Source organism: Chryseobacterium culicis, from assembly GCF_900108365.1.
GTDB classification, from domain to species: Bacteria; Bacteroidota; Bacteroidia; order Flavobacteriales; family Weeksellaceae; genus Chryseobacterium; species Chryseobacterium culicis.
The window spans coordinates 61,021-75,500 of the sequence record NZ_FNWQ01000004.1; the positions used below are offsets into that span (position 1 = coordinate 61,021).

The 14,480-nt window shown below is 38.0% G+C and carries 13 protein-coding genes; 8 read left to right on the forward strand and 5 right to left on the reverse strand.

The window, feature by feature from the left end; all coding sequences use genetic code 11:
* Nucleotides 1–116: 116 nt before the first annotated feature.
* From proS to dnaJ, 5 genes are all read left to right on the forward strand, one after another.
* A complete protein-coding gene (gene proS / locus BLW74_RS15325; protein ID WP_089693687.1) occupies nucleotides 117–1,592 on the forward strand; it encodes a proline--tRNA ligase in 1,476 nt (491 codons plus the stop codon).
* A 119-nt stretch (nucleotides 1,593–1,711) separates the two neighbouring features.
* A complete protein-coding gene (locus tag BLW74_RS15330) occupies nucleotides 1,712–3,043 on the forward strand; it encodes an OmpA family protein (RefSeq protein ID WP_089693688.1) in 1,332 nt (443 codons plus the stop codon).
* Nucleotides 3,044–3,157: 114 nt separating this feature from the next.
* On the forward strand, nucleotides 3,158–4,492 hold the full coding sequence (locus BLW74_RS15335; protein ID WP_089693690.1) for an Nramp family divalent metal transporter: 1,335 nt from the start codon (nucleotides 3,158–3,160) through the stop codon (nucleotides 4,490–4,492).
* A gap of 236 nt (nucleotides 4,493–4,728) precedes the next feature.
* Nucleotides 4,729–5,265, forward strand: coding sequence for a nucleotide exchange factor GrpE (locus tag BLW74_RS15340; protein ID WP_089693692.1), 537 nt, complete (start codon nucleotides 4,729–4,731; stop codon nucleotides 5,263–5,265).
* A 101-nt stretch (nucleotides 5,266–5,366) separates the two neighbouring features.
* Entirely contained in the window at nucleotides 5,367–6,485 is a 1,119-nt protein-coding gene (gene dnaJ, locus BLW74_RS15345) for a molecular chaperone DnaJ (protein ID WP_089693695.1), read from the forward strand.
* A gap of 151 nt (nucleotides 6,486–6,636) precedes the next feature.
* On the opposite strand, the gene BLW74_RS15350 is transcribed toward dnaJ, so the two are convergent.
* Nucleotides 6,637–7,521, reverse strand: coding sequence for a DUF808 family protein (locus tag BLW74_RS15350; RefSeq protein WP_089693696.1), 885 nt, complete (start codon nucleotides 7,519–7,521; stop codon nucleotides 6,637–6,639).
* 155 nt (nucleotides 7,522–7,676) lie between these two features.
* Here BLW74_RS15350 and BLW74_RS15355 point away from each other — a divergent pair, with 155 nt between their 5' ends.
* Genes BLW74_RS15355 through BLW74_RS15365 form a run of 3 tightly spaced genes read left to right on the forward strand, consistent with a single transcriptional unit; the run spans nucleotide 7,677 to nucleotide 10,527 of the window.
* Nucleotides 7,677–8,159, forward strand: a complete 483-nt coding sequence (locus BLW74_RS15355) for a tetratricopeptide repeat protein (protein WP_167358444.1) — start codon at nucleotides 7,677–7,679, stop codon at nucleotides 8,157–8,159.
* A 57-nt stretch (nucleotides 8,160–8,216) separates the two neighbouring features.
* On the forward strand, nucleotides 8,217–9,605 hold the full coding sequence (locus tag BLW74_RS15360; RefSeq protein WP_089693701.1) for a serine hydrolase domain-containing protein: 1,389 nt from the start codon (nucleotides 8,217–8,219) through the stop codon (nucleotides 9,603–9,605).
* A 52-nt stretch (nucleotides 9,606–9,657) separates the two neighbouring features.
* Nucleotides 9,658–10,527, forward strand: a complete 870-nt coding sequence (locus BLW74_RS15365; protein ID WP_089693702.1) for an alpha/beta hydrolase — start codon at nucleotides 9,658–9,660, stop codon at nucleotides 10,525–10,527.
* Nucleotides 10,528–10,674: 147 nt separating this feature from the next.
* Here the strand turns inward: BLW74_RS15365 and BLW74_RS15370 are convergent, their stop codons facing one another.
* The 4 genes from BLW74_RS15370 to BLW74_RS15385 all read right to left on the reverse strand — a co-directional run bounded on the left by BLW74_RS15370 (nucleotide 10,675) and on the right by BLW74_RS15385 (nucleotide 14,455).
* Nucleotides 10,675–11,370, reverse strand: a complete 696-nt coding sequence (locus BLW74_RS15370; RefSeq protein WP_089693704.1) for a DedA family protein — start codon at nucleotides 11,368–11,370, stop codon at nucleotides 10,675–10,677.
* Nucleotides 11,371–11,454: 84 nt separating this feature from the next.
* Entirely contained in the window at nucleotides 11,455–12,567 is a 1,113-nt protein-coding gene (gene prfB / locus BLW74_RS15375) for a peptide chain release factor 2 (protein ID WP_089693706.1), read from the reverse strand.
* A 233-nt stretch (nucleotides 12,568–12,800) separates the two neighbouring features.
* Nucleotides 12,801–12,995, reverse strand: coding sequence for a hypothetical protein (locus BLW74_RS15380; protein WP_089693707.1), 195 nt, complete (start codon nucleotides 12,993–12,995; stop codon nucleotides 12,801–12,803).
* A gap of 107 nt (nucleotides 12,996–13,102) precedes the next feature.
* Complete coding sequence (locus tag BLW74_RS15385) at nucleotides 13,103–14,455, reverse strand: ATP-binding protein (protein WP_089693709.1); 1,353 nt, start codon at nucleotides 14,453–14,455, stop codon at nucleotides 13,103–13,105.
* Between the last annotated feature and the right edge of the window lie 25 nt (nucleotides 14,456–14,480).

Here is a 14,480-nt window from a genome sequence, read left to right on the forward strand (position 1 = left end):
TATATTTGCAATCTGTACCAAAAATGTACCAAACACTGGTAAAAAAATCTATCAAAAATAGATTTTTATTTTTAGATAACAATAATGTACAAAAGTTAAAAAAATTTTAAAAAATAATGGCAAAATTAACCTCAAGAAGCGAAGATTACAGCAAATGGTATAATGAGCTGGTTGTAAAAGCTGATTTAGCTGAAAACTCAGGCGTGCGCGGATGTATGGTGATCAAACCGTATGGCTATGCGATCTGGGAAAAAATGCGTGATGAAATGGATAAAAAGTTCAAGGAAACAGGTCACGTTAACGCATACTTCCCGCTTTTTGTGCCCAAGAGCTTGTTTGAGGCAGAGGAAAAGAATGCAGAAGGTTTTGCAAAAGAATGCGCTGTTGTTACCCACTACAGATTAAAAACCGATCCGGACAATCCATCAAAACTGATTGTTGATCCGGATGCTAAACTGGAGGAGGAGCTCATTGTTCGTCCTACTTCAGAAGCAATTATCTGGAATACTTACAAAAACTGGATTCAGTCTTACAGAGACTTACCGATACTGATTAACCAATGGGCAAATGTTGTTCGCTGGGAAATGAGAACACGTCTTTTCTTAAGAACTGCAGAATTTCTTTGGCAGGAAGGGCACACTGCTCATGCTACAAAAGACGAAGCGATTGAAGAAGCCGAAAAAATGAATAAAGTATATGCGGATTTTGCAGAGAACTTTATGGCCATTCCGGTAATTCAGGGGCTGAAAACTCCTTCTGAAAGATTTGCAGGGGCAGATGAGACGTACTGTATTGAAGCATTAATGCAGGATGGAAAAGCCTTACAGGCAGGAACCTCTCACTTCCTTGGGCAGAATTTCGCTAAAGCATTTGACGTAAAATTCACTAACAAGGAAGGAAAAATTGAGCATGCATGGGCTACATCATGGGGAACTTCAACGCGTCTGATGGGTGCTTTGATTATGACTCATTCTGATGATTTCGGACTGGTATTACCTCCTACTCTTGCCCCGATTCAGGTCGTAATTGTTCCGATCTTTAAAGGTGAAGAGCAGTTAGAACAAATCAGTGAAGTAGCGTTGGATATTCAGGCTAAACTGAGAGCGAAAGGTATTTCGGTGAAGTTCGACAATGATACTCAGAACAAACCGGGGTGGAAATTTGCAGAATACGAATTAAAAGGAGTTCCTGTAAGAATTGCCATGGGACCAAGAGACCTTGAAAACAAATCTGTAGAAATTGCAAGAAGAGATAATCTTACCAAAGAAGTTCGTTCTATTGAAGGTCTTGATTCTTATATCGAAGAATTATTGAAAACAATTCAGCAGGATATTTATAACAAAGCTTTTGAATTCAGAAAAAATAATATTACCAAAGTAGATACTTACGAAGAATTTAAAAAAGTTCTTGAAGAAAAAGGCGGCTTCATCTATGCACATTGGGACGGAACAGCGGAAGAAGAAGAGCAAATTAAGGATGAAACCAAGGCAACAATCAGATGTATTCCTCTTGACGATGACGTAGAAGAAGGAATTTCTTTAATATCCGGAAAACCTTCTAAGAGACGTGTACTATTCGCAAAAGCTTATTAAAAATTTTAATTATTTAGAATAAAATCATTAAAATCTAAAGAAATATTCAAAAAAAAATGACGTTTGGACGGATTTTTGTTTAAATTTATGTCAACATTAATCAAAAAAATTTATTTATTATGTCTTTAAATGTCATTGATTTAATTAAAGGACAATTAGGTCCCGCTTTGGTTTCGCAGGCTGCATCGCAGTTTGGGGAAAGTGAATCCGGTATTTCTAAAGCAATTGGCGGATTATTGCCTGCCGTAGTAGGTGGTCTGGCCAATAACGCAGATAAGCCTGGCGTTGTGGATGCTATTACACAAGCCTCATCAAGTGGAATTTTAGGTAATTTGTTAGGCGGATCGTCCAGTAATCCTATTATCTCTAACTTGTTAACTACAATTTTCGGAGATAAGGTAGGTGCACTGGTAAATTCCATAGCAAGTTTTTCGGGGATCAGCAACAGTTCTGCGGGTTCTTTGTTAAACCTTGTAACAGGAGCAACAGTAGGTACAGTAGGAAAATATGCGGCAGACAATAATTTGGGTGCTTCCGGTATTTCCAGCTTACTGAATGACCAGAAAGGCATTGTTTCTTCTTTACTTCCTGCAGGTCTTTCTTTGGCTTCTTTCGGATTAGGCGCCGAAAACTGGTTTGGCCAGGCAAAAGAAACGGTTTCTTCGGTAACTTCTACTGCTAAAGATAACATCGCAGAAGGTGTAGCTACAGCAAGAGAAAATGTTTCTGAAGGAGCAAGAGAAGTAAGAGAAAGATTTGAAAATAATAACAACAATAATCAAGGCGGAGGTTCAATCTGGAAATGGTTGCTTCCGCTTTTATTATTGATAGCAGCTGCTTATTTCCTGTGGAAACAGTGTGAGAAAAAACAGACAACGACTACCACTACCACCACGTCTGACTCTGCCAGCACAGGTTCAACAACAGATACTGCAGCCACAGCTACAACTACAACAACAGCTCCGGCTACCGTTAAAACCGATGAGGACATTGATCTTAACGGTGTTATGCTGAAAGGTTATAAAGGAGGAATGGAAGATCAGATGATTGCCTTCCTGAAATCCGGTGGTTACAAAAATGCTGCTGACGATTCTGCATTGAAAGATAAGTGGTATGATTTCGACCATGTTAACTTTAAAATGGGAAGCTCTACTGAGCTTGAAGCAGGTTCGCAAGGACAATTAGACAACTTGGTAGCAATCCTTAAAGCTTTCCCTGATGCAAAAATCAAAGTAGGAGGTTACACGGATAAAACAGGAAACGAAGCGAATAATGTAAAATTATCAAAAGCAAGAGCTGAATTCATTAAAGCCGCTTTAACCAAAGCCGGCGTTGGTTCACAGGTAATTGCTGCAGATGGTTACGGAAGCCAGTTTGCTAAAGTAGATGCAAAAGCTTCTGATGCTGAAAGAGCTGCTGACAGAAAAATGTCTATCCGATTTGCAAAATAATCTTTAGACTGAATAAAAATTAGATCCCGGAAAGTCATTTTCCGGGATTTTTTTACACCATGACTTTTCTGTTTACATTTATTTAATTAAATTTGTTAGTCATTTCTAACATTTATGAATTTCAATATAAAAAGCGCCTGGCGAAAAGATAAAACAACCCATTCCTTATCAGAGGTTTATTCATCAATTAAAGTACCCAAAAATGCAACCTTCTGGAGGAAATATCTTGCTTTTGCAGGCCCGGGTCTGATGATTGCCGTAGGATATATGGACCCGGGAAACTGGGCTACTGATATTGCCGGCGGTGCTCAGTTTGGGTACACGTTACTTTCAGTGATTCTTATTTCTAATATTTTCGCAGTAGTTCTGCAGCATTTGTCTGTAAAGCTCGGCGTAGTTGCAGAACGAGATCTTGCACAGGCATGTAGAGATCATTTCAGCCCTGCCACCAACTTTATACTTTGGGTATTCTGTGAGATAGCCATTGCCGCCTGTGATCTCGCCGAGGTCATCGGTTCTGCTATTGCCCTTAATTTATTATTCCACATTCCATTAATCTGGGGAATTGTCATTACAACAGTGGATGTTTTGATCATTCTTTTACTTCAGTCCAAAGGTTTCAGATGGATAGAGAGTATTGTGGGAGGACTTATATTCATTATTCTGGCGTGTTTCGTGTATGAAATTATCATTTCACAACCAGCTTTTACTGAAATTTTGGGAGGTTTGGTTCCGCAAAAGGAAATCATTCAGAATCCTGCCATGCTTTATATTGCGATTGGAATTTTAGGCGCTACGGTAATGCCCCACAATTTATACCTCCACAGCAGTATTGTACAGACAAGAGACTATACCCGTGATACAAAAGGGAAAAAAGAAGCCATAAAATTTGCCACGCTGGACAGTACGGTTTCGCTGATGCTGGCTTTCTTCATCAATGCGGCAATCCTTATTCTGGCTGCTGCCACATTCCATACAACGGGTAATGAACATGTTGCGGATATTCATGATGCCTATAAAATGCTTACCCCTATTCTGGGAGCTTCTATGGCGAGTATTGCATTTGCTATCGCCCTACTGGCATCCGGACAAAACTCCACCTTAACAGGAACTTTAGCAGGACAGATCGTGATGGAAGGCTTCCTGAATATCAGATTAAAACCATGGCTGAGAAGGCTTATTACTAGACTTATTGCGGTAATTCCGGCACTTATCGTAGCGATTCTCTACGGTGAACAGGGAACAACTGAGCTGCTGGTTTTAAGCCAGGTAATCTTATCCATGCAGCTTAGCTTTGCCGTTGTTCCATTGGTGATGTTTACCAATGATAAAGCGAAGATGGGAGAATTTGTCAATAAACCGTTTCTTAAAGTCTGTGTCTGGATTATTTCCGCTATTATCATTGTTTTAAACCTTTACCTGCTCTATCAGACGTTTACAGGAAAATAGGATAAATTATTATATTTTTAACATTGACTATTAGCCGCTATTACTTAGACGACTGATAGTCAATTGTTATTTTACAGATTCAATTGTAAAAACAGTGTCTCTAAAAGTAGCGAAGTGATTGACATATTCCGTGCTTACTGTTCCTAACTTATCTCTTCTTCAAATTTCTGCCTTAATGTCCTGATTTTATATTTGGCAGGCTCTTTGTCAAACAATCAGTAAATAAATATTGAATTATGGAAAACCAGGATATTAACGAAGAAAGCATCAATAATCAGGAAGAAAACAATGTTCAGAATGACGCAGCATCTCAGGACAATGTGACAGCAGCTCTTTCTCCAGAGGAACTTTTGGCAGAAGAAAAAGACCGTTACATCAGATTGTATGCTGAGTTCGAAAACTATAAAAAAAGAACGAGCAAAGAGAAGATGGAATTCTTTCAGTACGCCAACCAGGAGATGATGGTTTCAATGTTAGGGGTTTTGGATGATTTTGAAAGAGCATTAAAAGAAATTGCTAAAAACGGAAATCCGGCTGATCTTCAGGGTGTAGAACTGATCTATCAGAAATTCAAGAATAAACTTGCTGAAAAAGGGTTAAAAACAATGGAAGTAAAGGCTGGTGACAGCTTTGATGTTGATTTCCATGAAGCGATTACTCAAATCCCTGCCCCATCGGAAGATTTGAAAGGAAAAATCGTAGATGTTATTGAAACAGGGTATACTTTAGGGGATAAAGTGATCCGTTTTGCAAAAGTAGTAACAGGAAATTAAAATTCATAAATGATAAATGATGAGTGATAATTGATGAATGTTTCACTTATTAGCTTTACAATATCTTTTATCATTTATCAATAATCAATTATACAATTGTCATGTCAAAAAGAGATTATTACGAGGTTCTTGAGATCAGCAAATCTGCATCCGCCGACGAAATAAAAAAAGCATACCGTAAAATGGCCATCAAATTCCACCCGGATAAAAATCCCGGGGATAAAGAGGCTGAAGAAAAATTTAAAGAAGCTGCTGAAGCTTATGAAGTTCTGAGCGATGATCAGAAGCGTGCAAGATACGACCAGTTCGGTCATGCAGGAGTAGGCGGAAATGGCGGCTTTGGAGGCGGAGGCTTCGGAGGCGGAATGAACATGGAAGATATTTTCAGCCAGTTTGGCGATATTTTCGGTGGCGGCTTCGGAGGATTTGGCGGCGGCGGCGGAGGCCGCCAGCAGGTGAAAGGTTCTAATTTAAGAATCCGAATCAAGCTGAACCTTGAGGAAATGGTAAATGGTACTCAGAAAACCATCAAGGTAAAAAAAATGAAGATGGCAGAAGGTGCCACTTCAAAAACATGTCCTACCTGTAACGGTTCCGGTGTTCAGTTAAAAGTAATGAATACCATGTTCGGCCAAATGCAGACTCAAACTACCTGCAGCACTTGCCAGGGAATTGGAAAGGTTGCTGACAAAATTCCTGCAGGAGCCAACGCACAGGGACTAATCAAAGATGAAGAGGAAATCGCGATAAACATTCCGGCAGGAGCCAGAGACGGTATTCAGCTTAACGTAAGAGGAAAAGGAAATGACGCTCCATTTGGAGGGGTACCGGGAGATCTGTTGGTGATCATTGAAGAGGAAGTAGATCAGACCATCAAGAGAGAGGGTGACAATCTTCATCAGGAGCTTTATGTTTCATTTGCAGAAGCTGCTTTAGGAACTAAAAAAGAAATTCCTACTGTAGGCGGAAAAGTGAAAATTACTGTTGATCCGGGAACCCAGTCCGGAAAGATCTTAAGATTGGCAGGAAAAGGACTTCCAAGCATCGACAGCTATGGTAAGGGAGACATGTTTATCCACATTAATGTCTGGACACCGCAGAAGCTTACTAAAGAGCAGAAAGACTTCTTTGAAAAGCAGATGTCCAGCGGAGAAATGGTAGCAGAACCATCCGGAAAGGAAAAAACTTTTTTTGATAAAGTAAAAGATTTATTCAACTAATATAGAAAAAGAGACTTTTTACAAGTCTCTTTTTTTGTTTAAAGTTCAAAGTTTTATATTCAAGGTTTAAATTTATCTTTAAGGCCGATTATAAAAAATCCTGCACTCTTTCGGGTACAGGATTTTTCTGGTTATTTAATTCTAATTCTGTTTATTTTTTTGCCACTAAAGAATAGATTCCTTTTCCTAAAGTAAATACGGCAACCGCTATCAGTCCGCCTGCAATACCAAGCGTAAGCTCTTTCAAAACATCCGGCCATGTTGGAAGTACACCATGAAAGAATTCAATTCTATGCAGAAAAATTCCACCTGCAACCATTATTAAAGCAATTGTTCCTACCACTCCTAATATTTTAATAACAATAGGTAAAGCCTTCACTAAAAGATGGCCAAGCTTTCCGAAAAAACCTTTATCATGACTTTTCTTTATTAATTTAAATCCTGCATCATCCATTCTTACGATCAAAGCTACAATTCCATAAACTCCAACAGTAGCGATAAATGCAACCAAGCTCGTTACTAAAATCTGCGTAATAAAAGGATGACTTTCTTCCAATACGGTTCCTAAAGCAATAATAACGATCTCGATTGATAAAATAAAATCAGTTGTAATTGCCGATTTCACTTTCTCTTTTTCAATTTCTTCAGAACTTTTTTCGTCTTCTTCAATTTCCTCTATAACTTCATGCCCCTTTTTGTCACGGTGAAAAAGAAATTCTATTACTTTTTCAACGCCTTCAAAAGCCAGATAAAATCCTCCAAGGATCAACACATAATTAATAGCCGGAGCATACAGCCAATTAAGTAAAAAGACGATAGGCAGAATGATCAGTTTATTGATAAAAGAACCTTTTGTAATTGCCCACAGAACCGGAAGTTCTCTGGAAGAAAGAAAACCGGTGGCCTTTTCGGCATTTACAGCAAGGTCATCTCCTAAAATTCCTGCAGTTTTTTGGGTAGCAATCTTACTGGTAACCGCTACATCATCCATCAATGCTGCAATATCATCCAAAATTGCAAAAAAGCCTGATGCCATATTTTAATTTTTTTTTAATCTTTGTTAAGTCCAGCAAAAATAAATATTTAATTCCGTTTTTAGATTCATTATCTGACAATAATTTTGAAATTTATAAGAGTCGCTAAGCAATCCTTCCATTTCAATATTTTATATCTTTGTTTAAAACCTTTTCAATGGATCAGAACTGGGAAACCCAACTACAGAGGATATGGCTGCAATTTGGAAAAATAAGCAGTGAAGACTTTAATCAGCAAATTAAAAATCATGTAGAATTACTAACCGAAAAGGATTCCCGAGCTATTGGCGATTTTGAAAGGGCCTGTGCTTTTGATTCCACAGGGTATGAAATGGAAGCGGAACCTTTGTACAGATCTGCATTGGAAAATGGATTAACCGGTTTGCGCAGAAGAAGAGCAAGGATTCAGCTGGCAAGTACCTTGAGAAATAATGGCAAAATAGAAGAAAGCATCCAAATTTTAAGGGAAGAAAAAGCCCATTATTCTGATGAACTGAATGATGCGGTAGATTCTTTTTTAGCATTGTCCCTTTCTTCGGCCGGAAAACAGAAGGAAGCTTTATCCTTAGCATTGAAAGCAATATCAAAACATTTACCCAGATACGGTCATTCTTTAAACCGCTATGCTGAAAACCTTTAGTACTCCGGAAACTGACCAAAACAGGCTTACTTTTAACCATTTTTAAAACCTGATGCTATGCGACCTCAATTTCATATTTTAGCTTTGAGATATTTGTTTTTCTTTTTCAGTACAGCTTGTTCTATAAAGGCTCAGAATCAAACTAATCTCAACAGTCTTAATCAGGAAAAGAAAAGGGAAGAAATAGATGCCATTATACAAGCATTTGCAGGCATTAATAAATTTAACGGAACCGCTTTCGTTCATTATCAGAATAAAGATATTTTCGAAAAATCATACGGCTGGCAAGATGCAGAAAAGAAAATACCCAATCAGAATAAAAGTGTGTATCAGATTGCTTCTTTAACCAAATCTTTTACGGCCCTGGTTATTGTAAAGCTCAATGAAGAAGGAAAACTCACTTTCAAAGATCCCATCTCCAAATTTATTCCTGATTATCCAAGAGGAAATGAGATTACCATAGAGCATCTGCTTACCCATACTTCAGGGATTTATGAAATACTGCGCAATAAAGAGTTTTTCAATATGCTCGCTACCGGAAAATCTATAACTAAAGATCAGGAACTTTCATTTTTTAAAAATGAACCACTGGATTTTGAGCCGGGCTCTCAATTTTCGTATAGCAATTCAGGGTATATTGTATTAGGAATGATTATTGAAAAAGTAACGGGTCTCTCTTATGAAAACGCAGTAAGAAAAAACATCTTAGAACCTTTGAAGATGACTCATACAGGCTTTGATTATTCAGCTCTGAAAAGTCCGTATAAAACGGTTCCTTATTCTTATATTTCAAAGACAAAACAGGAAAGAACCCAGGTGTGGAATTCTACATTAACAGGTCCTGCCGGACAAATCTACAGTACCGTTGAAGATTTATACCGTTACTATATGGGCCTTAGGGATTATAAAATTGTTTCCAAAGAAGCATTTAAAAAAGCGACTACGCCCTATTTGAGCGGTTACGGATATGGCTGGTTCATTGATGATCTGTATGGCAAAAAACTTATTAACCATGGTGGAAATATAGAAGGATCTACAAGTTATTTTGCGATGCTTCCGGAAGACGACCTTTGCATTATCCTTCTGAACAATATCACGAGCAAAAAACTTGAAAAAGCCGGGAATACTATTTTAGCAGCCCTTTTAGGACAGTCTTATATGCTTCCTCAAACCAAAAAAGAAATAATGCTTAGCGCTGATGTACTTAAAAAATACGCAGGAGACTATCAGCTTTCCGATGAGAATATACTTCATATTTTATACAGCAACGGACAGCTTTTTATCCGGAGCAATAATGATCCCGAAATAAAAATGTTTCCGGAAAAAGAGGACGCGTTTTTCCTTCAGGATGATGACACCGAGATTTCTTTTATGTTCAAAAACGGAGAAAAAGGGGTTATTACCATTAAAAAAGGCCTTTCATCCAAAACTGCAGAAAAGCTGTAATTGCCATCATAGACAGCTTCATTATTACCTGGATTTTTTGTAAATTTAATTAATGAAAAAACTCATTCTCAGATATCATTTTTTCGTCATGGGATGCATGGGATTTCTCCTGCAGTCCTGTAATACAAAATTCAAAGTCTGGGTAGGACCCAACGGCCAGCAGAAAATCTACAATCTGAAATATGGAGACCATAAAAGACAGAAAATGGACGTCTTTCTCCCAAAGGATTATGCCGGAGACTCCCCTGTGGTTCTTATGGTTCATGGCGGTGCCTGGACATTGGGTAAAAAGGAGCATATGATTCAGATTCAGAAAATGCTTTTTCAAAACAGAATTCCGAGCATCAATATGAATTACAGGTTGGTTTCTGCCAAGAAAAAAATAACGTATAAACAACAGCTTGAAGATATTGGTCTTGCTATTGAAAAGTTCAATTCTCTGGCCGGAAAGGCCGAGCTTCAACCAAACAACTATATTCTTCTCGGTGAAAGTGCCGGTGGACATCTGGCATTGCTTTACGGATATAGGCACCCTGAACAGATAAAAAAAATTATCTCTCTAAGCGGCCCCACGGATTTTTTCAGTCAGGAATATCTTAAATCATTTTACTCAAAATACACCTCTCCTACTTTTCAAAAGGTGGTAGGAACCAAATTTGACCGTAAAAATATTTCTGAAGATTTTAAGGAAGCCAGCCCCATTGCCAATATAACGAATATTCCTACACTCCTGTTCCAGGGAAACAATGATTTTTTGGTCAACCAGCATCAGGGAATTGCTATGGATTCTGCACTTACCCATATGAATATTCCTCATAAGTTTATTTTTATGAAGGGAGCCGGACATGTACCAAGACTTTTCAGTAAAAGAAAAAGAGACCGTATTATCTATCCGAATATTCTGGAATGGATCAGGAAATAGAAGTTGATAATTTTTCTATTAAACATAAGGATAAAGAATCCACTGTTTATTTTAAAGCAATATCTATTTTATTGGGGAAAAGCTCTTTTATACGCAATAAAAAAGCCATCTCCATGAGACGGCTGTATATAATTGATACGTTATTTCTTATTCAGAATCGTTGTTTTCATATTTGGAAAAGTCATCCTTTTTTCCAAAAACAAACTTAATAATCACCGGAAGCGTTGTTACCAAAACAATGACGATAATGATATATTCCAGTTTTTCTTTTAGGTTGATCCCAAACTGTTCCATGAAAAGTTTGTCAAGATAATGCCCTGCAAAGATCAGAATAAATGACCATAAAACAGCACCGATAATGTTATCTCTTAAAAACTCTTTTTTGTCCATCTTCACAATTCCTGCTACAATAGGTGTAAATGTTCTTACAACAGGTAAGAATCTCGCCATGATTACGGCTAATGCACCATGTTTTTCGAAGAAATCGTGTGCCTGGTAAAGGTATTTCTTTTTGAAAAGCATTGAATCCGGTCTTTTGTACAAAGCTGGACCAGCTTTTCTTCCAAAGTAATATCCTACTTCGTTTCCGATAATTGCTGCCAGAGCAACTCCTGAAGCCAGCAATGTGGTATCTAAGAAATCACTTCCTGTAGATCCGAAAGTCTCTTTGATGATTTCAACGGCATAAATTCCCGAAACGAAAAGTAATGAATCTCCGGGTAGAAAAAATCCTACAAAAAGACCTGTTTCAGCAAAAACAATAAACAAAATCAGCCAAAACCCTCCCATTTTTATATAAAATTCAGGGTTTAATAAATCCTTCCAGCTATTGAAATCTTCCATAAATATCGATGAACAACAAAAGTAAGTTTAAAATGTCTGAAACAAAAATTAATTATAAGATTTTAACTAAAAAACAACATATTTCTACAATTCAAGATCATCATCGGAAACCGCCGTCCCATCGGCCATTAAGAAGGCTTTCAGGAAAGGTGTGATATTGCCGTTCATCACCCCATCCACATCGGAAGTCTCGTGGCCGGAACGTACATCTTTTACCAGCTTATAGGGATGCATGACGTAGTTTCTGATCTGGCTTCCCCATTCGATCTTCATTTTGTTGGCTTCAATCTCATTTCTGGCCTTCATACGTTCTTCCAGTTCCATTTCATATAGTCTTGAACGAAGGAGCTGCATGGCTTTTTCTTTATTCTGAAGCTGAGAACGGGATTCGGAGTTTTCAATGATAATTCCAGTAGGTGCGTGGCGAAGACGAACAGCCGTTTCTACCTTGTTTACGTTCTGTCCTCCTGCTCCTGAAGACCTCATTGTTTCAAAAGAGATATCTGCAGGATTGATATTGATCTCTATGGTATCATCCACCAAAGGATATACATATACGGAAACAAAACTTGTATGGCGCTTTGCATTACTGTCAAAAGGGGAAATTCTTACTAAACGGTGTACTCCATTTTCTCCTCTTAAATATCCAAAAGCAAATTCTCCTTCAATTTCAAGGGTAACAGTTTTCACACCTGCTACATCACCTTCCTGAAAGTTCAGCTCGCGAATTTTGTAGCCCTGCTTATCTGCCCACATCGTATACATTCTCATCAGCATAGATGCCCAGTCGCAACTTTCTGTTCCGCCTGCTCCTGCGGTGATCTGAAGAACTGCAGAAAGCTCATCCCCTTCATTGGAAAGCATGTTTTTGAATTCAAGATCTTCAATTTTTTCCACCAACTGCGGAAAGGTTTCATCCAGTTCTTTTTCAGAATCCGGATCTTCTTTTGCAAAATCAGCTAAAACCTGAAGATCTTCAAACTGTGTCTGAATTTCATCATAGCTTTCCACCCATTTTTTCTTGGAACGGAGCTGCTTTAGAAATGCTTCAGCAGTTTTCGGATTGTCCCAAAATTCAGGGGCTGCTGTTTTTTCATCATCATTGGCAATTTCAATCTTCTTTTTTTCAATCTGAAGGTATCTGTGTAAGTCTTCAATTCTGGATTGAATCTCTTTTATCTGGTCGTTATTAATCACGAATGTTTCTTTTTTGCAAAAATAAGGAATTCTTTTAGAGTGGAGAGGTACAGGTTCTTAGTTTTCGGGATTCGGGAGAAACTGTTCCTCTATAATTTCAGCTTCAAAACTTCTTCTACGGTATTTCTTCATTATTAATAATTTCATAGCCCACCCTGGGTTCAAAATCAAGGTCATCACTTTTAAAACAATACTGTATCCTCTGAAGCCCGTTAAATCTCATTTTAACAAGTTCATGTGTTTTTCTCCCACCCCATTTTCTGTGAATCGGCAATTACTTCGGTTAGGCTTCCGAAAAAGACAAAACCGGCATTTCTCGTTGAAACTCCCAGTGGGACGGCATTCCGTTCCAATAATGACCGCAGATTTTTAAGGATATTGCTCCTGTATATAGCTGTCCACGGCCCGGTAAATCCCGGATCAATCATGATGATATCTCTTTTTCTTTAGAAGGCGTGCAGTTCCCAGATGCTGTTCATAAGAAATGAGCAGTGAGTGATGAATACTTGTTGAAAAACATTAAACCTTGCACGACTTACCCTTTATCGCCTCCGTCATTATGCTGAAATCCGATGGCTCTTTGCGGTTCCTCAACAACCCTATAGGTTTCCAGTTCGGTCTTCAATGCCTGAATCCTGAATTTAAAATCATCAAAATTATTGATAATAGCATCAGCTAGGAATCGGGCAACCTGATCAAGATATTCTTCGGTAAGTTTTGAGCCTGCATCTCTTAAAGCTCCGTTTAAAAGGTTCTGATCAATCTTCAGCTTTTCATTTCGGGTTTTTTGGTAAAGGTTTTTAATTCGTTTTTTTAAGCTTTGGGTAAAGTCGATCAGCATCGTGTTGCTGAAGGCTTTCATCTTTGAAGATATTTCGTGCCAGAAAGGGATCTTATCGGCTTTGTTGTTTTTAAGTATTTTATAAAGTAAAGAATCTTCTTCCAATCCTCTTGTCATGGCGTATAAAATAATTTCTGACCGCTCGGAAGCATTGGGAGGAAAAACAGGGATCATTACATCAAATCTTCCGGGGGCAAGAATTTCTTCGTCGATCTCTGAAACGGAATTGGCAGAACCTACCATCAGAACGCCTTCTTTTTCAAATTTTCCTATATAGTGAAGAACAAGCTCCTGAACCTCGAGATTACAGGAAGCAACGTTTGTTTCTGCTCTTCTCTGCATCATGATTTCATCAAAATCATCCATGAAAAGGAGTAATTTATTTTCCTTCATCATATTCACCAGAAAATCACTGAAAGTAATTTCATTTCCGTCAATCAGTGATGTTCCCAGATAATGTTTTTTAACTTCCTTAAACTTGTAGCCAATGATTTCTGCAATCTTATTGGCCCAGAATATTTTTCCGCTGCCCGGCGGACCGTACAGGATAATTCCTGCAGGTTTGTTGATTCCCCAGTCCTTTATCTGCTGTGGATTCAGGAATGGTTCCAGAACGGTGGATGTATAAAAGAAAAGATCTCTGTATCCTATAAAATCTCTTTGCTGAAGACTGGTTTTATGTCCGAAATAATCATAAACGAACTGATAATTCCCTCCCAGCTTGTTGTCTATTCCGTAGCTAGAGATGGAGGATTTGAAAAAGCCGTTATCAAAAATATTGAGATCATGATCTTTAATCACCTTCTCCACTTTATCTTTAGGCTGGTTAATAACTTCTGCAATCTGATCCAGTGTTTTATTTTTATCCAGATCTTTTTCGTATAATCTTAAAAAGTCTACATTTTCGCGGGCAAATTTTTCAAAATCTTCCTTTACCTCAAAATTGGTACTGACACAGTCTACCAGTTCTAGATCAAAATCCTGGATAAACTGCTTTATGGCTTCTGCAGAAACATGTAATTCTTCTGCCAGTTCTATTAGCTTCATAACTGTTGATTAATTCTATCAAATT